The organism is Amycolatopsis echigonensis (assembly GCF_014174495.1).
GTDB lineage: Bacteria > Actinomycetota > Actinomycetes > Mycobacteriales > Pseudonocardiaceae > Amycolatopsis > Amycolatopsis echigonensis.
This window is the reverse complement of the sequence record NZ_JACJHR010000095.1, coordinates 1-21,687: the sequence shown is the minus strand read 5'-3', so window position 1 is coordinate 21,687 and position 21,687 is coordinate 1. Positions and strand designations below refer to the sequence as shown.

General features: G+C 69.0%; 17 protein-coding genes. 7 read left to right on the top strand and 10 right to left on the bottom strand.

Annotation, left to right across the window (positions count from 1 at the left end; genetic code table 11):
* Window positions 1-11: 11 nt before the first annotated feature.
* From H5411_RS39605 to H5411_RS39595, 3 genes are read right to left on the bottom strand one after another with little or no spacing between them, the layout of a single operon-like run.
* On the bottom strand, window positions 12-476 hold the full coding sequence (locus H5411_RS39605) for a YybH family protein (RefSeq protein ID WP_037366140.1): 465 nt from the start codon (window positions 474-476) through the stop codon (window positions 12-14).
* A gap of 16 nt (window positions 477-492) precedes the next feature.
* Window positions 493-1,506, bottom strand: a complete 1,014-nt coding sequence (gene fgd, locus H5411_RS39600) for a glucose-6-phosphate dehydrogenase (coenzyme-F420) (RefSeq protein ID WP_183126765.1) — start codon at window positions 1,504-1,506, stop codon at window positions 493-495.
* 13 nt (window positions 1,507-1,519) lie between these two features.
* Window positions 1,520-2,515, bottom strand: coding sequence for an LLM class flavin-dependent oxidoreductase (locus H5411_RS39595; RefSeq protein WP_183126764.1), 996 nt, complete (start codon window positions 2,513-2,515; stop codon window positions 1,520-1,522).
* 218 nt (window positions 2,516-2,733) lie between these two features.
* Between H5411_RS39595 and H5411_RS39590 the strand changes: the two genes are divergently transcribed.
* The 3 genes from H5411_RS39590 to H5411_RS39580 are packed head-to-tail and all read left to right on the top strand — an operon-like array spanning window position 2,734 to window position 6,490.
* On the top strand, window positions 2,734-5,115 hold the full coding sequence (locus H5411_RS39590; RefSeq protein ID WP_312878709.1) for a xanthine dehydrogenase family protein molybdopterin-binding subunit: 2,382 nt from the start codon (window positions 2,734-2,736) through the stop codon (window positions 5,113-5,115).
* The gene (locus H5411_RS39585; RefSeq protein WP_183126762.1) at window positions 5,112-5,993 is read left to right on the top strand and encodes an FAD binding domain-containing protein; all 882 of its coding nucleotides are present in this window, start codon (window positions 5,112-5,114) and stop codon (window positions 5,991-5,993) included. Before H5411_RS39590 ends, H5411_RS39585 begins: the two co-directional genes overlap by 4 nt.
* Window positions 5,990-6,490, top strand: coding sequence for a (2Fe-2S)-binding protein (locus tag H5411_RS39580; RefSeq protein WP_183126761.1), 501 nt, complete (start codon window positions 5,990-5,992; stop codon window positions 6,488-6,490). Before H5411_RS39585 ends, H5411_RS39580 begins: the two co-directional genes overlap by 4 nt.
* A gap of 895 nt (window positions 6,491-7,385) precedes the next feature.
* Here the strand turns inward: H5411_RS39580 and H5411_RS39575 are convergent.
* The 7 genes from H5411_RS39575 to H5411_RS39545 all read right to left on the bottom strand — a co-directional run bounded on the left by H5411_RS39575 (window position 7,386) and on the right by H5411_RS39545 (window position 16,800).
* Window positions 7,386-8,333: a hypothetical protein gene (locus H5411_RS39575; protein ID WP_183126760.1), complete on the bottom strand. Its 948-nt coding sequence runs from the start codon at window positions 8,331-8,333 to the stop codon at window positions 7,386-7,388.
* 2,635 nt (window positions 8,334-10,968) lie between these two features.
* Entirely contained in the window at window positions 10,969-11,958 is a 990-nt protein-coding gene (locus H5411_RS39570; protein ID WP_183126759.1) for a zinc-dependent alcohol dehydrogenase family protein, read from the bottom strand.
* The gene (locus H5411_RS39565) at window positions 11,955-12,731 is read right to left on the bottom strand and encodes an aspartate/glutamate racemase family protein (RefSeq protein WP_246370090.1); all 777 of its coding nucleotides are present in this window, start codon (window positions 12,729-12,731) and stop codon (window positions 11,955-11,957) included. Before H5411_RS39565 ends, H5411_RS39570 begins: the two co-directional genes overlap by 4 nt.
* Window positions 12,728-13,771, bottom strand: coding sequence for a dipeptidase (locus H5411_RS39560; RefSeq protein ID WP_183126758.1), 1,044 nt, complete (start codon window positions 13,769-13,771; stop codon window positions 12,728-12,730). Before H5411_RS39560 ends, H5411_RS39565 begins: the two co-directional genes overlap by 4 nt.
* On the bottom strand, window positions 13,768-14,163 hold the full coding sequence (locus H5411_RS39555) for a nuclear transport factor 2 family protein (RefSeq protein WP_183126757.1): 396 nt from the start codon (window positions 14,161-14,163) through the stop codon (window positions 13,768-13,770). Before H5411_RS39555 ends, H5411_RS39560 begins: the two co-directional genes overlap by 4 nt.
* 11 nt (window positions 14,164-14,174) lie before the next feature.
* Complete coding sequence (locus H5411_RS39550) at window positions 14,175-15,725, bottom strand: hydantoinase/oxoprolinase N-terminal domain-containing protein (protein WP_183126756.1); 1,551 nt, start codon at window positions 15,723-15,725, stop codon at window positions 14,175-14,177.
* Window positions 15,726-15,732: 7 nt separating this feature from the next.
* On the bottom strand, window positions 15,733-16,800 hold the full coding sequence (locus H5411_RS39545) for a DUF917 domain-containing protein (protein ID WP_183126755.1): 1,068 nt from the start codon (window positions 16,798-16,800) through the stop codon (window positions 15,733-15,735).
* A 161-nt stretch (window positions 16,801-16,961) separates the two neighbouring features.
* On the opposite strand from H5411_RS39545, the gene H5411_RS39540 reads away from it, so the two are divergent.
* The 4 genes from H5411_RS39540 to H5411_RS39525 all read left to right on the top strand — a co-directional run.
* Window positions 16,962-17,927 carry an ornithine cyclodeaminase family protein gene (locus H5411_RS39540; protein WP_183126754.1) on the top strand — a complete coding sequence of 322 codons (966 nt, stop codon included), beginning with the start codon at window positions 16,962-16,964 and terminating at the stop codon, window positions 17,925-17,927.
* Window positions 17,924-19,186, top strand: coding sequence for an NAD(P)/FAD-dependent oxidoreductase (locus H5411_RS39535; protein ID WP_183126753.1), 1,263 nt, complete (start codon window positions 17,924-17,926; stop codon window positions 19,184-19,186). Before H5411_RS39540 ends, H5411_RS39535 begins: the two co-directional genes overlap by 4 nt.
* A gap of 308 nt (window positions 19,187-19,494) precedes the next feature.
* Window positions 19,495-20,571 (top strand): DUF917 domain-containing protein, encoded by a 1,077-nt coding sequence (locus tag H5411_RS39530; protein ID WP_183126752.1) that lies wholly within the window; start codon window positions 19,495-19,497, stop codon window positions 20,569-20,571.
* Window positions 20,568-21,687: hypothetical protein (locus H5411_RS39525; RefSeq protein ID WP_376772279.1), on the top strand; the 1,120-nt coding region annotated here is incomplete at its 3' end. The genes H5411_RS39530 and H5411_RS39525, both read left to right, overlap by 4 nt.

Genomic DNA, 21,687 nt, shown 5'->3' with positions numbered 1-21,687 from the left:
GCGGCCGGCGTTCAGGCGTCCTGCGGGAACCGCGGCAGGTCCGGCGAGGCGATCGGCGAGGCGTGGAAGTGCCAGATCTTCCAGACCGGATTGCCCTTGCCGTCGTCGCGGCGGTACACCTCGGTCACCCGGAACACCAGCGGCTCGGGGTCGGGTTCGAGGACGCCGGTGCCCTTGTCGCCGCTCACCTGCGCGCTCCAGTAAGTGGTCAGATAGGCCAGGTCGCCGTCGGCGTGCACCTTCGGCTCCTCCACGATCTTCATGTCGGAGAGGTTGAACCCGATCTCGTGCAGGCCCTCCCACAGCTTCGCCTTCTCCGCGGGACCCCGGTACTCGTGGCCGTTGAGGTTGAACTGCAGGTAGCCCGGGTCGGCGAAGTTCGGGTACATCTTGTCGATCACCAGGTCGTTGTTCGACTCGAGCCAGGCGTGGTGCACCGCCAGGATTTCCTTGATGTCGTTCTCGTTGCCTGCCATGGGTTTCCTCCTTGGGTCAGACCTCGCGCGCGGCGGCGCGGAGGGCGGGGACGACGTCTTCGGCGAGCTGGGCCAGGAACCGGCGCTGGTCGGCGCCCGGCCCGTGGAACACCAGGTGCGTGAAGCCGGCGTCCAGGTACGGCTTGAGCTGGGCGACCGCCTCGGCCGGGTCGGCGGCGACGATCCACCGGCGCGCCACCTGCTCGAGCGGGAGCGCGTCGGCGAGCCGTTCCATCTCCTCGGCCGAATCGACGGTGTGTTTCTGTTCCGCGGTGAGAGCGAGCGGCGCCCAGAACCGGGTGTTGTCGAGAGCCGCCGCCGGATCGCGGTCGTAGGACAGCTTGATCTCGACGAGGTGCTCCACGTCGCCTGCCGCGCGGCCGGCTTGCTCCGCGCCGCTGGCGACGGCGGGCACCAGCTTTTCGGTGTAGAGATCCATGCCTTTGCCGGAGGTGCAGATGAACCCGTCGGCGACGCGCCCGGCATAGCGGGCGACCAGCGGGCCGCCCGCGGCGACGTAGACCGGGACCGGTCGCCGCGGCCGGTCGTAGACGCGCGCGCCGGCCAATGTGTAGTACTCGCCGGAGAAGTCCACCGATTCTTCTGTCCACAGGGCACGCATCAGCGTGATCGCCTCGCGGAGCCGGGCGAACCGCTCCTTGAACTCCGGCCAGTCCATTCCGGACACCGCGATCTCGTTCAGTGCTTCGCCGGTGCCGACGCCGAGCGCGATCCGGTCGCCGGTGAGCAGCGCCATGGTCGCGAACATCTGTGCCAGCACCGCTGGGTGGTACCGGAATGTCGGGGTCATGACGCTGGTGCCGATGCGGACGCGTTCGGTGCGTTCGCCGACCGCCGCCATCCAGGCCAGCGCGGAGGGAGCGTGGCCGCCGCGATGGCGCCAGGGCAGGAAGTGGTCCGACACCCAGACGCTGTCCAGCCCCAGCTCCTCGGCGAGCACTCCGTATTCGACGAGTTCGCGCGGGCCGAATTGCTCGGCCGACGCCTTGTACCCGATCGTGAGTTCCACGGTGGGGTTCCTCCTAGACGAGGCGCGGCAGGACCGCGGAGGCGGCGAGTTCCAGTTCTTCGCGGGCGGACGCGGCGTTGACCGGCGACAGGACCACGCTGGTCGCTCCCGCCGTGCGCAGGGCGGCCACGCGCTCCAGGACGTCGTCGGGGTCGCCGGCGACGGTCAGGGTGTCGATCCACTCCTCCGGCAGCGCCTCGGGCAGCCGTCCGGGGTCGCCGACGAGCAGGTCGGCGAGGTGGTCGTTGTAGCCGAAGGCGGCGGTGAGCGGGTTGTGCGGGCCGACCGCGGCGAGGTACCCGGCAAGCGCCGGGCGCACCGCGGCCCGCGCCCGCTTGCTGTCCCGGTCGACGCTGAACAGCGCGAATGTCGGGACCAGGTGTTCGGTGGCGCGCGCCTCGGCCATGCCTTCGCCGATGTGGCCCAGCGCGGACGAGAGATACTCGGTACCGGCGAGCACGCTCATCACGGTGCCCTGCGCGATCCGCCCGGACAAGCGCAGCGACTTCGGGCCGAGCACACCGGTCAGAATGGGCACTTCGGCGTCCGGACGGTGGGTCGCGGAGACCGCGCGGAACGCGAACTGCTTTCCTTCGAGGTCAACGGTTTCGCCGCGCAGCAGAGCGCGGACGGATTCGACGCACTCGCGCAGCGCGGCCAGCGGCGACTTCGCGGTGACGCCCATCTGGTCGGTCCACGCGGGCACGCCGTGGCCGATGCCGGGGAGGAAACGGCCGGGGTGCGCTCGCGCCAGCGTGGCGATCTCCATCGCGGCGACTGCCGGATGCCGGGCTACCGACGCGACCACGCCGAGGCCCACCTTGACCCGGGAGGTGGCGCCGAGCGCGAGCGCGGCTCCGCTGAATCCGCCGTAGCAGAAGTAGTCCTCGGCCACCCACACCTCGCCGTATCCGAGCCGCTCGGCGGCGGCGGCGAGCCCGGCGATGTCCTCCGGGGGCGTCGAGGTCGCGACGAACACTCCGACGGGCGCGGTTTCTGTGCCGCTCATGGGGAACCTCCGGAAAGCGGGGGAGAGGGCGGACGCGGCGGATGCCGCCGCTCGGGGATCAGTCTCGGGTCCCGGGGCGTGGGGCGGCAATTGGCGGTGCGACGAACCGGGCGGGCGCATTTGAGCGTTCCGGCGATGGACGCCGCCTCCGGCCCGGCCGACGATCGGGACACCGGGTGCTCCCGGCGACCGTCGTTTCCGCGACCGGAGGAATGACCGTGACCCAGCAGCAGGTACCGCCAGGACTGATCGGCGCGCGGGTGCGCCGCAAAGAGGACCCCCGGTTGCTCACCGGGCGCGCGCAGTACGTGGACGACGTGGTCCTGCCCGGCCTGCTGGAAGCGGCGGTGCTGCGCAGCCCGCATCCGCACGCCCGGATCCGCTCGGTCGACACGAGCCGGGCGCGGGCGCTGCCCGGGGTGTTCGACGTGCTCGTCGGGCCGGAGGTGCGCGACGCGTGCGCGGCGCCGCAGCCGGTCGTCTGGCTGATGATCCCGGATCAGCGGATGACCGGGCAGTACGCGCTCGCGGTCGACAAGGTCCGGTACGTGGGCCAGCCGGTGGCGGTCGTGGCGGCGAAGAACCGTTACGTCGCCGAGGACGCGCTGGCGCTCATCGAGGTGGATTACGAGGTGCTTCCGGCGGTCAGCACGCTCGACGACGCGCTCGCTCCCGACGCGCCCCTGCTGTACGAGGACTGGCCGGACAACGTCAGCTGCCGCCAGACGATCCCCAAGGGAGACGTCGAAACCGCCTTCGCCGAGGCGGATGTCGTGGTGACCGAGACGCTCGAGTTCGGCCGTCAGACGGGCGCGCCGCTGGAGACCCGGGGCGTGGTGGTGTCCTGGGACCCGCTGACCGACCGGCTCGACGCGTGGCTGTCGACGCAGTCGCCGAACCTCGCGCGGGACCTGCTGGGCGACGTGCTGGGCCTGCCGGTGGAACGGATCCGGGTGCGGACGCCGGACGTCGGCGGCGGGTTCGGGAACAAGTTCGACTTCTACGCCGAAGAAGTCTTGGCCGCGCTGCTGTCCAAACGCACCGGCCGTCCGGTGAAGCTGATCGAAGACCGGCACGAAAGCTTCGCCGCCAACGCGCATTCCCGCGAGCAGCGCATCGAAGTGTCGGTCGCGGCGAAGGCGGACGGCACGATCACCGGGCTGCGCGGGACGGTGTGGGCGGTGCTCGGCGGGCAGCTCGCGACGGTCGGGATCGGGCCGTGCTGGCTTTCCATGGCGTTGCTGAGCGGCCCGTACGACATCCCGAACGTCGAGGGCACGGTCGTCGGGGTGGTGACGAACAAGTCGCCGTACGGCTCCTACCGCGGCTGGGGGCAGCCCAAGTGCAACTTCGCGCACGAGCGGATCGTCGAGAAGCTCGCCCGGGCACTGGGCCGGCCTGCCAACGAGATCCGCCGGCGCAACCTGATCGCGCCGGACCGGTTCCCGTACCCGAGCCCGGTGTTCTTCTACGACAGCGGCAACTACGCCGACTGTCTCGCGCTCGCCGAACGGGGCGTCGCCGAGCGCGGGTGGCCCGAACAGGTCGCCGCGGCCGCCGAGGAGGGCCGGTCCCTGGGCATCGGCTACGCCTTCCACATCGAGATCACCGCGCTCGGGCCGACGCGGATCATGAACGGGGCCGGTCTGCAGCACGGGTCGTTCGACGAGGAGGTCGTGCGGATCGACTCGAGCGGCGGGGTGACCGTACGGACCGGGCTTTCCGCGCTCGGGCAAGGCATCGAGACCGCGCTGGCGCAGGTCGCGGCCGGAACGCTCGGTGTGCCGCTGGATTCGGTGACCGTGCTGTCCGGCGACACCGAGACCGCGCCGTTCACCGGATACGGGACCGGAGCGAGCCGCGGGGCGAGTCTCGGCGGCGGTGCGGTGCTGCGCGCGAGCACCCGCCTGCGCGAGAAGGTGCTGCGCATCGCCGCACATCTGCTGGAGGCCGATCCGGGCGACCTGGAGATCGCGGAAGGCCGGATTTCCGTGGCGGGCAACCCTTCCGGGCCTTCGGTGTCGATGCGAGACGTCGGCGACGCCGCCTATCGCAGGCTCGCCGGGAACCTGCCCGACGGCGAGACTCCCGCGCTCGAAGAGCGGGACGTACTCGACCCGGACAACGTCGCTTTCTCTTACGGCGCCACCGCCGTGCTCGTCGAAACGGACCGGCAGACCGGCGTCGTCGACGTCCTCGGCTACCTGGTCGCGCACGACTGCGGCACGGTGATCAACCCGAAGATCGTCGACGGCCAGCTGCACGGCGGCGCGGCGCAAGGCATCGCCGGGGCGCTGTACGAGGAGATCCTCTACGACTCCGACGGCCAGCTCCTCACCCGGTCCTTCATGGACTACCTGGTGCCGACCGCGTCGGAGATCCCCGCCTTCGCCACGTTGCACATGACGACCACCGCCGACCACATTCCCGGCGGCTTCAAGGGCATGGGCGAGGCGGGCACGATCGGCGCGGCGTCGGCGATCACCGCGGCGATCGAGAACTCCCTGCCCGATCTCGGCGTGCGCCTGACCCGGGTGCCGGTGACCCCGCCCCGGCTGCTCGACGCCATCGACGCCGCCAGCACGGAGGAGAACGCATGAAACCCGCCCCGTTCGACCACATCCGCGCGACCAGCGTCGAGCACGCGGTCGCGGTGCTCGCGGAGAACGGCGACTCGGCCCGGGTCCTCGCCGGAGGACAAAGCCTCGTCCCGCTGCTGGCCACCAGGCGCATCCAGCCGGCTCTGCTGGTCGACATCAACGGTCTGGCCGATCTCGCTTACATCCGCACCGGCGACGGGCACGTCGAAATCGGCGCCCTGACCCGCAACCGGGTCGTCGAGACGTCGCCGGTCGTCGCGAATGCGGCGCCGCTGATCGTCGAAGCGCTGCACCATTCCGGCCACGTGACCATTCGCAACCGGAGCACGATCGGAGGCAGCGCGTCGTACGCGCATCCGGCCGGGGAGAACCCGGCGGCCCTGCTGACGCTGGGCGCCTCGGTGGTGCTGACCGGACCCGCCGGCCGGCGGATCCTGCCGGTCGCCGAGTTCTTCCGCGGTCCGCACCGCACGTGCGCGGCCCCGGACGAACTGCTGACCGCCGTCCGGGTCCCGGTGTCCCCGCCCGGAACGCGGGTGGCGGTCGCGGAATTGGCCCGGCGGCACGGCGACTTCGCCCTGGTGGCGGTGCTGGCCGCGCTCCGGCTCGACGGCGCCGGCCGGATCGCCGCGGCGTCGATCGGCATCGGCGGAGCGGGACCGACTCCGGTGCGGGCGGCCGGGGCCGAGCGGCTGCTCGTCGGCGAGGCGCCCTCGGCGGAACTTCTGCGAGCCGCCGGCGCCGCCGCGGCTGCCGAGGTCGACCCGCCGGCCGACGTGCACGCACCGGCCGCTTACCGGCGCCGGGTCACCGACGTGATGACACAGCGCTGCCTGACCCGCGCGCTGCCCCCGGTTGAGAGGATTTCCGCGGCATGACCAGCACACAGACGGCCCGCGCCGTTTCGTTGACCGTTGACGGCGAGCCGGTGACCGGGGTGGTGGAGCCGCGGCGGACGCTGTCGGACTTCCTCCGCAAGGACTGCGGCAAGACCGGCGTCCACGTCGGCTGCGAACACGGCGTGTGCGGCGCGTGCACTGTGGTGCTGGACGGCCGGACCGCGCGTTCGTGCTGCACGCTCGCGGTACAGGCGGAGGGCGCCGAGGTGGCGACCGTGGAAAGCCTCGCCGACGGGGCCAGCCTGCACCCGCTGCAGGAAGCCTTCTGGGAGCACCACGGCCTCCAATGCGGTTTCTGCACTCCCGGCCTGCTGCTCACGGTCAGGGAGCTGCTGGCCGACAATCCCGACCCGACGGACGCGGAAATCCGCGCCGGCATCTCGGGGAACTTGTGCCGGTGCACCGGGTATCAGTTCATTGTGGACGCGGTCCGGGCGGCCGCGGGCAAGCTCCGGGAAGGCGGTCCTCGGCAATAGGGCTCAGCGTTCGGACGCGACTCCGGCAACCCGTCAGTCGCTGGTGCAACGGCTGGCCGCCGCGACGTTGTGAGCGCGGCCGTGAGAGTTCCCGGCCGATCCGCCAGTTCCGGCGGACGGGACCGAACACCTCCGCGCCCGCCTGGCGGGCCAAGGTGGCACGAGCCGTCGGCCATCAGGCTCGCACCGATGCCGCGCAGAACATCGGCAGGAGCACGCACCAGTCGCCTGCCTCGGAGACCGACACCTCCTCCGCTGCCCAACTCCGTCGCCCACGGATCGAGCCTGCACCACGAGCTCGCACTGCTGGCCAAGACTGGGATGGCCGAGTACGAGGCGTTGCGCGGCGACCGAGCTTCCCCGCCCGGTGCTTCGGCTTTCCCGACCGCGACGGCCCAGGCGGCCGCCGCGATGCGGGACGGATGAGTCGGTCTGCCGTCGTGGCTGCCGAGGCGTTGCCCCACGAGAGGAGGACTCGCCTGCCGAGTCGTCCGCGGCTGGATTTGCCCGGTGCACCACGAGAACTCAGACCTGACCACGGTGCGATCACAGCGGAGCGAGCGGACGCGGCCGAGTCCGATCTCTGGCCGGCACCCTTCCGCAGTCGGGTTGATCACTGTTGTCGATCCCGCCGACGGTTCCGTGCGGTACGGACTGAGCCGAGACGAAGGCGTCGCCTGGAGTGTCATTGTCCGGGTTCGCCTGGCCGACTTGATCGACCCGCTCCCCGGCCGGTGCACGGCGCCGACGACCACTGCGGAAGCGAAACAGCCTCGCCTTCACCGCGGCTTGCGTTGTACTGGACGTCGCTGTCTCGTCTGGTCCCCGCGTCGCTGCACGAGGTGGAGAGCGCCATCGTTCGGGTGTCCACGGCTGCTGTGTGCCCGATAAGTTTTTAACAGGTGTCGAACTGGGCGCGAAGCCGTTTCTGGATGGCGAGGGCCTCAGGTGTGTAGAACGCCTGGGGATCTTGCTCCCCGGCGGTGTCGGTGCGGTAGTGGCAGCCGGCCGCGTCGACGCTGCCGGCGAACTTCAATGCAGCGGAGTTCGCAGACTGGTCGTTGAGATGCCAGGACACATACAGCGGGTGCGGCGGGCTCGGGCGCAGAGCCGTGATGGCGGCGGAGAGGTCGGCGTAGGCCGTCTCGGGGTTGGCGATGCCGACGTCGAGGGCGGAGAACTGGTTGCCGGCGACGCTGACGAAGCGGGGACGGACCGGCAGGGAGGCCAGTTGTCCCCGAATCCGTTGTTCCGCGGCGGCATCGAAGGGGAAATCCACGTCCCAGTACGGCATCGACGTCGGGGGAGTTGCTGTGCCGCCCGACGGTGGTCCTACGCTGACCCGCAGGGGCTTGGCACCCAGTTGTGCTCGGACAGCGTTCAGCATCGCCGTGTCGTCGGCAGTGTGCAGTTCCAATCGGTCCGCGGACCATTCCGCCGCGCTGTCCGCGACGGCGGTGCGGATCCCGCGGAGTGTCCGAGCGCGGTCCGCGAGCTGTGCGGGGTCGGGGGTGTCGTTCTCCCGTACCTTCATATTCGGGGCAACGACAAAGGTCGTCGTCTGTCGGTAGCCGGCGAAATCGTTGGCCTTGAGGTGGGCGAGTTTCCGGGACACGTCGGCGATCTGGTTCTCGGGCGCGGCGCTCATGGTGATCTCGAGATCGTAGGAAGAGCCGGCCTCGTAGCTGTTGTCGTAGACGGTGTAGACCTTCTCCACCCCGGGCGTCGCGCGCAGCTCAGCTTCGATCCGGTCCGCTTCCTGCTGGCGGTCGGGCAGGCCGGTGCAGCCGACCAGCACCGCCGCGGCGGCCAGGTGCACGAGCACGAGCTTGCGTCGAACCACCTGATGTCTCCCCTCGCTGTCGCCTTCACCGTAGCCGGGCGAGGCGATTCTCGGGCGAGAACGGAACGCGAATACCATCGGCCGGTTGCCGGGCTGAGACGCCTTCCGCCTCCGTCCGGCACAGAACGAAACTGGTCGGCGTGCAGACCGCGGCGCTGGTCAGATGCGGAGCGACTCCGTTGAACTGCAACTCGCGGTCAACCAGCGACGCGGCCTCAGCAGCCGCGTACAGAAGGTCCGCGCCTGCGTGCGCCCCCGATAACCCCGCACCGCTCCGGGGGATGGCAGAACACGGCGAGTTCGACGCTCCCTTCCATGCGAGTTCCGTGTCGTTGTCGCATCCGGCAAGATTGCCCGGGCCCCGGTGTTTCTCGGACTCGACTGCGGCAGCAAGCGGGCCTCTTTTCCGACCAATTCTCCGCGCCGGATGCGCACCCGGCGGTGACTCTTCCGGGGTGCCCACCTGATCGCGGGTGGAGGAGTTCGGTCAGAGCAGGGCAGAGCTCTTGAGAATCCGATCCTCGCGCGGCGGACGCGATGGCTCGGGCAGGGAGGCCGGGTCGGCGGGTGTGGTGCCGCTGAGAGCAGTGCGCCGCGTCGGGAGGCTGCTTTCGGCCAGATCTGGGGTTAGGGATGTATCCCGAGAAACTCGGCTTAGTGCTCGCCCAGTGAAGGAATCCCAGGGACAAGTCTCGTATTCAAGGAGGGAATACCGGCAAGTGTAACAAAACGGACGCACGTTGGGCGTCAAGGATGGCTCGGCTGGTGCGGGAGAGCCTCGAGTGCCCTCACCGCGACGAACGGGGTGCTGTGATCCCCGATTGGGGGATCTTGCCAAACCCAAGGGATTTTGGCCCCAACGCTCGCCGATGACCTGCGTTTTCGCTAGGTCAGCACACCGTTCGATCCAGGAGGACTCATAATCTCTTGGCCGTCGCTTCGATCCCGGCCCATTCTTAGTCCTGACAACGCTTCTGCCAGCTTGAACGGCCTCGAAGCGAGGCGAGTGCGCTCCTCTGGGTGGATACAGTTCGCGGAGACCGAACCGGGTCGGGAGCAAGAGCGCTTTTCGTTGGTTCACAGTGCGTCCCCGACGCGGATTCGCGGACGGATTTCCTTGCCGCGTTCTCGACCGATTCTTTGCTGGAGGAGCGCCGCGGGAGACCGTGGCCATTGTGTCGGTCGGATCACGCCACTGCCTAGGCCAACCGGCGGCCAGGCGGCACTTTTGTCCGGTTCGACGTGAATGTGATCTACTGCGTTGACGCCCATCGGGAGGATCTCGCGCTGTGGTAGCCGAACGGATGAACGCAAACGCCCAGGCCGCGCCCGCTATCGACGTGTTGTGCGACCTGGACCTCCCTGGTCCGCATAAGCGGTGGGTCGCGGCGATCGAGAACTCGCCCACGACGCCGGTGTGGTTTGGTCACCGGACCGATTCCGGAGACCGGGCGGCGCTCGTGGGCACGCTGCCGCGCGGAGCGTTCGCGTCGGTGTGGCTCCGTGGGAATGGGGTTCGCTGGCATGGCGCTCGGGAAGCTGATGAACGTCATCGAGCCGATCGACTTCGGTGCGGATCGTTCCGCTCTCTTCAGGAATGTCCAGGCGCATCTGGCCGAGCGTGTCGCTACGATGCCCAGATGGCCCCGCTCGACGTGGACGGTGGACGGCGTCCGGGCGAGCAATACGGGGCCGATTTCTCGGTTCCGCTGACCATCGGTCAGCTCAACCGTCTGCGCGCAGAGCAGATGCCACAGCCCGCCCATCCCCACTCGGACCTTCTGCGATTCAGGTAGCTCCTGAAGGCGGTGTCGCGCATCCATGGTGACCATCTGGATGGCGGTAGAAGGTGAGCCGCGCGCTCGCAAGACGTCTGTCGTCAGTTGTGGGGGTTGCCGGGCTTCTGGCAGCCAGATTCGTAATCGGAGGGGCAACGTCAGCGTCCGCTGGCACGGCTGCCGATCAGTACTGCCTCATCACCGTCGCCAAGAGGGTGCCGGGAAAGCCTGAAGCCAAGGTGGTCGACCGGTCGTGCGGGTGACTCGGCTAGCGGCAGCGGCCAAGCGTCCTGCGCTGAAAGCCAGCGTCCTGCTTGCGCAGCTCTTCCAGCACACAAACCAGAACGCCGGTGCTACCGGATGGCGAGCAGGCCTGGTCGCTGATGCGGAATGCGGAGCCGCAGCGGCCGGTTGCACTCTCGCCGCGACCGGAGGTGGGCTCGGCGCGGCGGCGGGAGGCGGGAGTGGCGAGGAGGTAAAGGACAACTTCCTCGTCGTCGCAGTCGGCAGGCTCGGTTATCTATTGACGTGAAAGAGGCAAGTTGTGCTAGTTCGAACACTGTTGGCGCTGACCTTGGCGGCAGGAGTCGCCACGGTTATCGTCTGGCTGACCGGACAGGCATATTTTGAAATACCGTTGGCAGTGTTCGTCGCCCTCGGCGCAGGCGTCCTGGTGAGACACCGACGCGATAAAACGAGACCGTTCTCAGAAAAGTGACAATGAGAAGCTCTTACGCCTGGCCGGAAGCCGCGGGACTGTGGTTCGCGACTTCCGGCCAGACGAACCACTTCCTCGCGTCGTATGTCCGCTGTGGACTGATCGCACAGCTGTGGATGCTTGAACCGGTGAGCTCGGGTCACGAGGCAGCAACGATGATCTTGCCTGCCTGCTCACCGGATTGCATATATCGGTAGGCGTCCACGACGTGCTCGAAATCGAAGACTCGGTCGACTCGGGGCCGGAGGCGGCCGGACCTGATGCCTTCGCTGATGAGGGCGACTCCGCGGGCGCGCTGGCCGGCATCGCTGACGTGATTGAACATCGAATACGGGTGGAAGACCGCCCGCGCCCGGCACATAGCGGCGGCGGGGATGACTGGCTGACGGTCGGTGAGCGTGCCGTACCCGAAAACGGTCGCGCCCGACGCGAGATGGTCGACGTAGCGCTGAAGCGAGTCGCCGCCGAGCGGGTCGAAGGCGGCCTGGAGGCTTTTCCCGTTGCTGGCCCGGGAGATCGCCTTCGCTAGGTCGTCGTCGCCGACTACTACCTCGCTCGCGCCCGATTCCCGGAGAATCTCCGCCTTCGCCGGCGACCGGGTGGTGGCGACCGCGGCCACGCCGAGTTCCCGGCACAGTTGCAGCGCGCCCAGCCCCGCGGAGCTTGACGCAGCCGTGATCACGACGGTGTCGCCCTCGCCGAGATCGCAGACCTCCTTGAACGCGAAGTACGGCGTCAGATACTGCATCCAGACCGCGGTTGCCTCATTGTCGTCAAGCCCGTCGGGCACGGCGGTGACGTAATCGTCCGGCACGACCGCAGTCGCGCCCTGCACGCCGTTCTGTGTGAAAAACGGGATGGTGGTGACCCGGTCTCCGGGGGCGAATCCGGTGACGGCGGCACCGGTTTCAGTGACCACTCCGCAAGCCTCGGACCCGATCCGGGACGGGAAGACGGGAATCGTGTAATGCTCCCCGGCCAGATACATGAGGTCCGCGCGGTTGAGCGCGAACGTCGAGACGCCAATGCGCACGTCGTGCTCGCCCAGCGGTCCTTCCGGCCACGGTCCGACGCGCAGGACCTCGGGGCCGCCGAACTCCGTGAAGTAGACCGCGTCGGAGCGGCTCATCGCGGATCCTTGGCGAGATGCGGTTCCAAAGGGCTCAGGAATGGCGCGTATTCGTCCACCGCGGGGCTTTGGTAGCCCAGTTGCCCGGACACCGTCCAACCCTGCAGCGCCGCGGTGTCGGCCAGGAACTCGGCATAGCGGAGCGGGGCGACGGTGGCGTCGATGACGGGCACACCCAGTTCTGCCTGCAGGGCGCGGTAGAACCCGAACTCGATGGTGCAGCCGAGGATCACGGCGTCGGCCCGGTCCTGCTCGACGGCGGCGTGCGCCTCCTCCAGGATGCGGCGCTCGGTGAACGCCGGGTCGGTCTGGAAGTCGTTGACTCCCATGCCGAGCTCGCGGAAGGAGGCGAGGGAACGCTCCGCGCCATAACGGTGGATGTTTTCCTCCATTTCCGGAATCCACTTCGCGCGCCCTACGAGGACGGAGAACCGTTCGCCGACGGACTGGGCGGTCCGGATGCAGGCTTCGGCCGGTGCGGTGACCGGCATCCGGCTGGTCACCTCTTTCGCGGCGCGTACGAACGGGTCGTAGAAGCATCCGATGACCATGGCGTTGTAGTCCTGCTGCTCGGCCCAGAGCACTGTTCGCAGCGAGGGCTCGGCCACCATCAGTTCGTACGCGTTGTATTCGAGGTGGACAGGACCCCGTCCGTTGAGCGATGCGACGTCGAGCCGGGTGTCTTCCCGTGCCTCAGCACGGAGGCTGTCGCCGATCGGGATGTCGTAGGCGCTGTTCATGACGGGGTTGAGCCACAGAATTCTCCGTGTCATGTGCTTGCTCCCTGACGGTGCGGCGTTGTCTCTCCGGCCGTTTCGCCGTCGAGCATCGTGCAGATGAATTCCGTGAGGTTGTCGCCGAGGATTCGCCGCGCGAGGTCCGCGCCGAAGCGTTTCTCGGCGGCCTCGGCGAGGGCGGCGAAATCGGCTGGGCGTTGCAGTCCCGCGGTTTTGGGAATCTGGGTCCAGTCGACGAGCAGGCCGGTGAAGATCGGGTCGACCACGTCGGCGACGTCGTCGATGAAGTCGGTGCCGAGTCCCACTCGTTCCGGTCCGAGAAGGCCGACGGCGTGCTCGACGTGGTCCAGGAACCGGTCCAGGGTGGGGACTTCGTCGGTCAGGAAGGGACCGAACGCGTTGAGGGCCAGGAATCCGCCTGTCGCACCGAGCATCGCGATCTGGTCGTCGGTGAGGTTCCGCGGATGGTCGGCCAGCGCACGGCAGGACGAGTGCGACGCGATGAACGGCTTGCGGGCCACCTCGGCCAGGTGGAAGAAGCCGGCCTCGGACAGGTGGGAGACGTCGACGATGATCCCGACGTCCTCCATGCGCCGCACGGCTTCGACTCCGAGCTTGGTGAGGCGGCCGCCGGTGTCGCGCTCGCCGACGCCGTCCGCCATCATCGTGCGCCGGTTCCAGGCCAGCGAGCACATCCGCACGCCCTCGCGCCGCATCACGTTCACGAGCTCGAGCGAGTGGCCGAGCGGCTCGGCTCCCTCGATCGCCAGCAGGAGCGCGATTTTCCCGGACGTGATCGTCTCGGCGATTTCAGCGCGGGTCGACACGAGCGCGACGGCGTCGCGGTGCACCTCGGCAAGGTGCCTGGCTTCCTCGATCATGAGCAGACACCGGCGCAGCGCGCCCTCGCCCACGAACTGTTCTTCGGTCGCCACCGGGAGTACCTGGAGCCCTACCCCACCCTGGCGGAGCTGAGGCAGCCAGTAATCGCCGAAGGGGTCTTCGTGTCCCCGTTCGCGCAGATGGCGCACCGCCATCAGCAAATCGTTGTGGCAGTCCGCGACGCGGTACCTCATGGACGCTCCTTTGCTGCGGCTTCGAGCACGGCGTCGAGCGTGGCTCCGTCGTAGTAGAGGTACGCGGAGCTCAGCACTCCGTTCGCGACCGTCACGATCGAGCAGCCGGCTACGTCGAGGTCTGGGACGCCCGATCGGCTCGAGGTGCCGGACATCCGCCAGCGGACCACCGCACGGTCGCCGACGACGAGGGTCTCGTCGACCTGCCGGCGGTAGTCCGGATACACGTCCCGGAGTTCCTGCATCGCGTCAAGGTCGTCTTGTGCGGAGGCGACCGCGGGTTGGCCGTTGACGGCGACATCGAGGTCCGCGGCGACTAGTGCGCCCATGCTCTCGAAGTCGCCGACGTTCTCGGCGCTGTTGTAGGCGAGCCAGACCTCGGCGGCGTCCATCGTCTGTTCCTTCATGACTTGAGCGGCCCCGCAGCTTTGACCTGCACCCGGCACGCTTGGCCGGGAACGTAGGACAGCGGGACTTCGTGGACGGACGTGATGCGAACGGCGGCCGGGTCGGCACCTGAGCGGATGGCCGCGTTCACGGCGAGCTCCCGGGCCTCCGCCAAGCACGCCTCGCGCCCTTTGTCCTCGTAGCGGAACACGCGATCGACGGTGCCCGAGGCGTCCGCGATGGCGGCGCCATAAGCGTTGGCCACAGCGTGGTGCTCCGGCCGCACTACCTCGGTGACGCCCGGCACCTTGTCCGGCACGAGGTGAGAGCCGCCGCCGACGGCGATCAGCGGCAGTTCGTGCCTGCTGGCTTTCATGCGGTCGGCGATGATCCGGATCTGCTCGTCGACCCACGCCAGGGCGGCGTCGACGGTGTCGGGGGAGACGGACGCGACAGACGCCGGGTCCCCGAACCCGGTCAGCCGTCCCGCCCGGGTGGAGATGTCGGACAGCGTGAGCGTGGAGCCTCCGCACACGAGTGCCTCGGACACGACGCGGTAGCCGACGGAATCGGGCCCGACGGTCACGTCGCGTCCGGTGCCGCGCACCACGGTCCCGCCGCCGAGGCCGATCGAGATCAAGTCCGGCATGCGGAAGTTGGTGCGCACACCGCCGACCTCGATCGCCGCGGTCGACTCGCGGGGGAAGCCGTCGACGAGGATGCCGATGTCGGCCGAGGTGCCCCCGACGTCGACGACGAGCGCATCGGAGAGGCCGGCGAGCGAGCAAGCGCCCCGCATGGAGTTCGTCGGTCCCGATCCCAGCGTCAGGACCGGGAAGCGGGCGGTCTCCTCCGCGGTCATGAGGGTTCCGTCGTTCTGCGTAAGGAAGGAGTCGATGCTCAGCCCGTTCTCCGCCAGCGCGGTCTGGAAACCGTTCACGACGTCCCGGGCCACGCCGAGCAGGGCGGAATTCAGCACGGTGGCGTTTTCCCGTTCGAGCAGGCCGAGCGCGCCGACCTGATGGCTCAGCGACACGGGGAAGTCCGGTCCGAGCTCCTCGGCGATGATCTCCGCGGCCCGCAGTTCGTGGACGTGGTTCGCGGGGGAGAAGGGCGCGGAGACCGCGACCGCGGCGACCGTCGCGGCGCAGCGCGTCGCGAACCGGCGGACCGCGTCCTCGTCGAGCGGGGCGATCTCCGAGCCGTCGAACTCGTTGCCGCCGCCGACGATCTCCGCAGGGCCCATGATCGTTTCGAGCAGGTCCGCGGGCCACGAGACCCCGGGGCGGACGCCGCGCGAGGCCGGTGCCGCCAGCCGGATCACGCCGACCCGTTGGAGGCCGCGGCGCTGGATGATCGCGTTGGCGGGGTGGGTCGTGCCGAGCATCGCCTGGGTGATCCGGTCCTGGTTGACCTCGGCGACGACCTTCGAGAGCGATGCGCGGATCCCGTCGAAGGGATCGGGGGTGGTGGCCGATTTGGTGGCGGCGACGACCTTGCCGGTGCTGTCCACGACGACCGCGTCGGTGTTGGTGCCGCCGACGTCGATTCCGATTTTCAGATTCATGGGCGGCTCAACCTTTCAGGGGAACGTAGTCGACGTCGTAGCCGAAGGCGGCGGGACCGACGACGTCGAGCATCCCGTCGCGCTTCCAGCCGTCGGCGCAGGGCAGGCCGAGGACGCGCACTCGCTGCCCGTAGGCGAGGCTCTCGGTGGTGATCGGCTCGGCCGTCTCGAAGTCGAGCATGCAGATCAGGTCGGGCGGCGTGACGACCGGACGGCCGTTCTCGATAGCGAGCAGCAGTTCGTTCTGGATTTCGATCCGGAGCGTCCGGCTCGGGTCGGCGAAGTCTTCGATGGTGACCGTGCCGCGCGCGAAGCCGGTCGTGGTCCGCCGGTCGAGGTCGATGATCTTGCCGTCGAAGACGATCCGTCCCTCGGCGAAGTCCAGGAACCGGTCCCAGCTCCCTTCCTCCTGGCGCTGCACCGCGCGCAGGAGGCCGCCGATCTCGCTGCAGTACCGCATCGAACCCCACACCGCCGCGTCGCGGGCCTCGGCGACCGTCATCGGGTAGGCGGCCAGCGCGTTCGCGAGTCCGAGCATCATGGCCGAGCCTCGGACCAGTTTCTCGCCGACTTGGTTCGAGACGGTCTCGAACGCGATCCGGTTGCCCTTCTCGTCCGCGAGGCTCATCGGGGAAGCGGGCAGTCCGGCGAGGGTGAACGTAGTCATCTCGATCTGCGGGAAAGCGCGGCGCATGCCGTCGGCGTCGACGCAGGGAACGCCGAGTTCGGCGGCGACGGCCAGCGGGATCAAGGTGTTCATGCCGCCGACTTCGACCGGCATGATCGCGTCGATGTCGCGTCCCAGATACGAGACGAGCGCGCGCACCGCGTCGGCGAATTCGCTGCCGGACGGGATCTTTTCGATGATGACCGTCGGCGCGCCGACGACCGCCACGGTCGCCAGCTGTGCCGCGGCGGGAAGTTCGTCGAGGCCCACGATGTCGATCGGACCGTGGTCGTTGATCGCCTGCTCGACCATGAGCTTGGCGATGAACGGATCACCTCCGCCGCCGGTGCCGAGTAGTGTCGCGCCCAGCGTCAGCTGATCGAGCGCGTCCAGTGCGAGTTTTCGCATGTCGCGAGTGTCCCTTTCCGAGCTGTCCTCCGAGGAATCGTTGGCAGGGACGGTAGAACTCGGCCGCGCTCGCCGACGATGGGCATTTCGCACTGCTTCGCCGGGGGTTGTTGGACCGAACGCCCATTGGGGCGGCTCGGCGGCTCGGTCAGGCTGGGCAGGTGACTCAACCATGCGACGGATCCGAGCTGCTCCTGCTGACGGCCAGCGAAATCGACGGTCTTCTCTCGACGGACGAGGCCGTTGAGACCCAGCGCGCCGCGTTCACCGCATTGGCTGCGGGGCAAGCTTTCCTCGCGCCCCGAATCCTCTCGGAAGGGACCCACGGCGATACCGCGTTCGTATATGCGGCACGACAATCTCTCGATGCGGGCGTGGTCGCGAAGATCGGCTGCGTCGTGCCCGGCAACCTCGGCCGGGGGCTGCCGACGATCCATGCGATGGTGGTCGCCCTCGACGCGGTGACCGGACGTCCCGCAGCGCTGCTGAACGGCGAAGCAGTCACGAAACTGCGTACGGTCGCTGCCTCGATGCTGGCAGCCCAGACTCTCGCTCCGCCGCCCGAGGCGGTCGCTGTCATGGGCTACGGGATTCAGGGCCGCGCGCATGCGGACGCGATCAGGCGCCTCCACCCCCGCGCGGAGGTTCGCGTATGGGCACCGGATCTGGAGCCTGGCACGCCGTTGGGCGGGATCACTGCGTGCCGGTCGGGCCGCGAAGCCGTCGTTGACGCGGGCCTCGTGATCACGTGCACCACCAGTCTCACGCCGGTGCTGGAAGCGGACTGGCTCGCCACCGGCGCGACCGTGATCAGCGTCGGATCATTCGGACCGAACCGGCGCGAGGTAGGCGACGACATCCTCGCCAGGTCCGCCGTGGTCGTGGACGATGCGCCGACTGCCCTCGAGCACGCGGGCCCGGTCAAGCACGCAGTCGCCGCCGGACTGCTTGCGCCCGAACGGATCACCACTCTGGGGCAAGCGCTCGGTCAGGGGTTCACGCGTCCGCTCGACGCGGAGTGGACCTTCTACAACTCCGTCGGCGTCGGAATTCAGGACGCTGCGGTCACCGCGGCGATTCTCGACCGCGCGAGCAGCACCGGTGTGGGACGGAGGATCCAGTGGTGAACCAGCCTGACATCACCGTCGTCGGTGCCGGTGCGGTCGGCCTCTCCACAGCCCTGTTCTTGGCACAGGCCGGCGCGAGCGTGGAAGTCGTCGACAGCGGCGGCATCGGGGCCGGTGCCTCACGCAAGAACGCGGGTTGGATCGTGCCTTCGATGAGCGAACCGGTGCCGTCTCCGGCAGCGCTTCGTGCCGCAGCGAAATGGTTCGGCCGCAGAGACGGCCCACTGAAAATCGGGCTGGAACCGTCCGCCGGGTACGTCTCATTCCTTGCCCGGATGCTCCTCGCCGCTCGCCCCGCGGTCTATCGGCAGGGCTTGGCGGCGACCGCGTCGCTCGCGGCCGGAGCGGTCGCGGCATTCGACGAGCTCGTCCGCCTCGGCGTGGACTTCGAGCGGCACGTCCGCGGCGTCCTGCTGGTCTTCGTTGAGGAGCACGGCATCCAGCCTCATCTCGACGACCTCGCCGCCATGGAGAAATTCGGTCTGCCGGGTGCCCAGTTGCTTGCCGGGAAGGAAGTCCGGGAGCTGGAGCCGGAGGCGGGGCAGGACGTCGTCGGCGGCATTCTGTGCCACGGCGACCACCACGTCGACCCTTCCTCCCTGGTCGATGGATTGGCGGCGGCGGGCAGGGAAGCCGGAGTGCGGTTGCGTCTTCATGCCCCGGTGACGGAGATCGTCGAAGGCGCCGGGTGCGTGCGCCTGACCGCGGGCGGGGTCACCTCGTCCACCGGCGCCCTGGTGCTCGCCGCTGGTGTCGGCACTCGCGCCCTCACCGCGATGGTCGGCAAACGGGTCAGCATCCGCGGCGGAAAGGGCTACGGATTCGACTACCGGCCAGCACCGTTCACACTCGGCCATGCCGTCTACCTGAGCGACCACAAGGTCGCCGTGACACCGTTGGACCAGGGGATCCGCATTGCCGGAACGATGGAGTTCGGGGCGGAGAACAACAAGGTCGATCACCGCCGCGCCGCCGGTGTCGCCGCCGCGATGCGCGCGTACTTCCCCGGCTGGCCCGTCCGCGCGCCCCGGCCCTGGACCGGGCTGCGCCCCCTCACCCCGGACGGACTGCCGGTCATCGGACGCCTGCCGACGCGGGCGCCGATCTACGTCGCCGCGGGCCACGCGATGCTCGGGATCACCCTCGGCCCGATCACCGGGAAGCTGCTCAGCAGGCAGATCCTCACTGGTGAAATCCAGCCGCTGCTCGCTCCGTTCGCCCTGGACCGGTTCCGGTCGGCCCGGTCCAAGAGAGGCTGACCCCAAGTACATCGCCCGCTACGACCAGTCGGCTCAGGTGCGGGACGCCCTCGCGGCCAGTTCCGCTTCCCTCGTCAGAAACGCCCGGCGGACGCCCAGACAGGTGCTGCGGTTCTGCCACGCTCCCGCGTGATCGGCCAGGCGGACGAGCCGCTGTCAACGGCGGCCGAGAACCGCTCTCGCTGGATACCCCGAGGAGGCCTTGTGCGGATCGCACAGGAATCCGGATTTGGGTTGAGCAGATCGCTGGTCGTCCGGCTTACGGTGTGCTCGTAATCTTCGGATCGTCGCCCGGGGAAGGACGTGCCATGAGGCAGCTCGGCAAAGCGGAGTTGGACGAGGTGACCCTCGGCGCCACGCTGCTCGGCAACGGCGGCGGGGGAGACCCGGCTCTTGCGCGGCTCATCGTGGAGCAGGCCATCGACGATTACGGACCGGTCACGGTCGTCAAGCTCGACGAGTTGCCGGACGACGCGCAGCTGGTCACGGTCGGGGTGGTGGGTGCGTCCACCGCCATCGTCGAGAAGATCCCCGCCGGGCGGGAGTTCATCGCCGCGGTGCGCGCCCTCTCGTCGTACCTCGGCCGCGACGTCGACGCCATCCTGCCGGTCGAGGCGGGCGGGATGAACACTCTGATCCCGCTGGCGGTGGCCGTCGAGCTGGGCGTTCCGTGCGTGGACGCGGACGGGATGCGGCGCACCTTCCCGCAGATCGAGATGACTACGTTCACCCTCGCCGGACTGCCCGCTTCCCCGATGAGCCTCGCGGACGAGAAGGGGAACAAGATCACCTTCGAGACGATCACGAACCAGCTCGGCGAGAAACTGGTCCGAGGCTCGGCGATGATGCTGGGGCTGGCGAACGCCTTGGCGGCGTACCCGATGACCGTTGCCGACGCGAAGGCGGCGGCGATCCCCGACTCGCTGGAGTACTGCGGCACGATCGGCCGGTTGCTCCGCGGGATCCAGCGCCGGGACGAGGGCGCCTGGCACGGGTTCCTCGACTTCACCGGCGGCCGGAAGGTCTTCGAGGGGAAAATCATCGATCTGGACCGGCGAACGACGACCGGCTTCGCGAGGGGCACCGTGACGATCGAGGGGTTCGACGATCCGACGTGCACGATGCGGATCGAGATCCAGAACGAGCTCCTCCTCGCCATCGAGGACGGGCTCCCCGTCGTGACGCCGCCCGATCTCATCTGCATGCTCGACCACGACACGGCGGAGCCGGTCACGACGGAGTCGCTGAGCTACGGCGAGCGGGTCACGGTGCTGGGCCTGCCCTGTGCCGAGCAATGGAACCGCGAAGGTTTCCTCGACGTGGTCGGGCCCGCCGCGTTCGGTTACGACGTCGATTTCGCTCCGCTGAACGGGTCGACGCGATGAATCAGGACGCGCGCAGCGACGCCGGCGGACAGCAGCGCGATCCGGCCGGACCGGGCATTCGCCTCGACGAGGTGCTCAGGTGGGGCCGGCTGGCCACGGCCACTCTCCTCGGCGGCGAGACCGCTCTCGACCGGCAGGCGACGCGCGTGCTGATCGCCCCGACCGGACGTTCCCGCGAAGGCGATTTCGCCGGGGCCATCGTTCTGCTGGACGGTCGTGAGCTGGCTCTCGATACGTACCTGGTGGACGTCACCCTGCGCTGGATGGGCGAGGCGGGCGCGGTCATGCTCGTCGTCGTCTCTCCGGAACAGCCGCCGGGCATCGCGAGCTGTCGTCTGGCGGACCGCAGCGGCGTCGCGTTGGTCGAGACCGCGGACTCGGTCCTCGATCTGGCCGACGCGCTGCGCGAACTGGTCGAAGCGCCCCAACGCGTACTGGCCCGGGTGATCGTCGACGCGGTCGACAAGCTGGCCCATCTTTCGCCGAGCAGCGGGGTCGCGGGCGTCCTGGACGTCGTGCGGCAGGCTCTCGGCGCGCAGGTGTCGCTCATCGCCGCGGAAGGGGAGCTGCTCGCCGGTGATCTGCTGAGCCCGCCATTGCTCCGCAAAGACCAGGTCAACGTGCAACTGTCCACTGTGGTCGGCAAGACGCACCGCTTCACCCAGCCGGTGACGCTCGCCAGCGGCGAACGGCCGAGCTTCTGGATCGTCGCCGAATTGGAGGCACCGGGCGAGGTGCGCACGAGCGCGACCCGGTCGTTGCTGAAGATCGGCGGCAGTTACGTGGCCAACCGGCTGATCTCCGACCGCCTCGAACAGGAACGCGACGCGCGGGCCCGGCTCGGCGTGCTCAACGCCATCATGGCCACTGCCGGTCGCCCGTCGGCCGCGCTGGTACAGCAGGTCGCCACGCTCGGGTGGATCACCGACGGCTGGGCCACTGCCGTGCACCTGCGGATCGCCGGCCCCGTCGACTCCATGCAGATCCTCGCGCTCACCGACCCGGTGCGTGCCCTCTTGGCCGAGTCCGGTTTCGACGGTCCCCTCGTCGAGCGCTCCGACGGCTGGACGACCTGGACGGTACGGCTCGTGGAGCCGCCGGCCGCGAGGTTCGCGC

Coding starts and splice junctions, on each gene's coding strand:
- H5411_RS39530 (WP_183126752.1), top strand. CDS start 19,495: ATGAGGCAGCTCGGCAAAGCGGAGTTGGACGAGGTGACCCTCGGCGCC.
- H5411_RS39605 (WP_037366140.1), bottom strand. CDS start 476: ATGGCAGGCAACGAGAACGACATCAAGGAAATCCTGGCGGTGCACCAC.
- H5411_RS39555 (WP_183126757.1), bottom strand. CDS start 14,163: ATGGACGCCGCCGAGGTCTGGCTCGCCTACAACAGCGCCGAGAACGTC.
- H5411_RS39570 (WP_183126759.1), bottom strand. CDS start 11,958: ATGAGCCGCTCCGACGCGGTCTACTTCACGGAGTTCGGCGGCCCCGAG.
- H5411_RS39545 (WP_183126755.1), bottom strand. CDS start 16,800: ATGCGAAAACTCGCACTGGACGCGCTCGATCAGCTGACGCTGGGCGCG.
- H5411_RS39595 (WP_183126764.1), bottom strand. CDS start 2,515: ATGAGCGGCACAGAAACCGCGCCCGTCGGAGTGTTCGTCGCGACCTCG.
- H5411_RS39565 (WP_246370090.1), bottom strand. CDS start 12,731: ATGACACGGAGAATTCTGTGGCTCAACCCCGTCATGAACAGCGCCTAC.
- H5411_RS39560 (WP_183126758.1), bottom strand. CDS start 13,771: ATGAGGTACCGCGTCGCGGACTGCCACAACGATTTGCTGATGGCGGTG.
- H5411_RS39585 (WP_183126762.1), top strand. CDS start 5,112: ATGAAACCCGCCCCGTTCGACCACATCCGCGCGACCAGCGTCGAGCAC.
- H5411_RS39580 (WP_183126761.1), top strand. CDS start 5,990: ATGACCAGCACACAGACGGCCCGCGCCGTTTCGTTGACCGTTGACGGC.
- H5411_RS39550 (WP_183126756.1), bottom strand. CDS start 15,725: ATGAATCTGAAAATCGGAATCGACGTCGGCGGCACCAACACCGACGCG.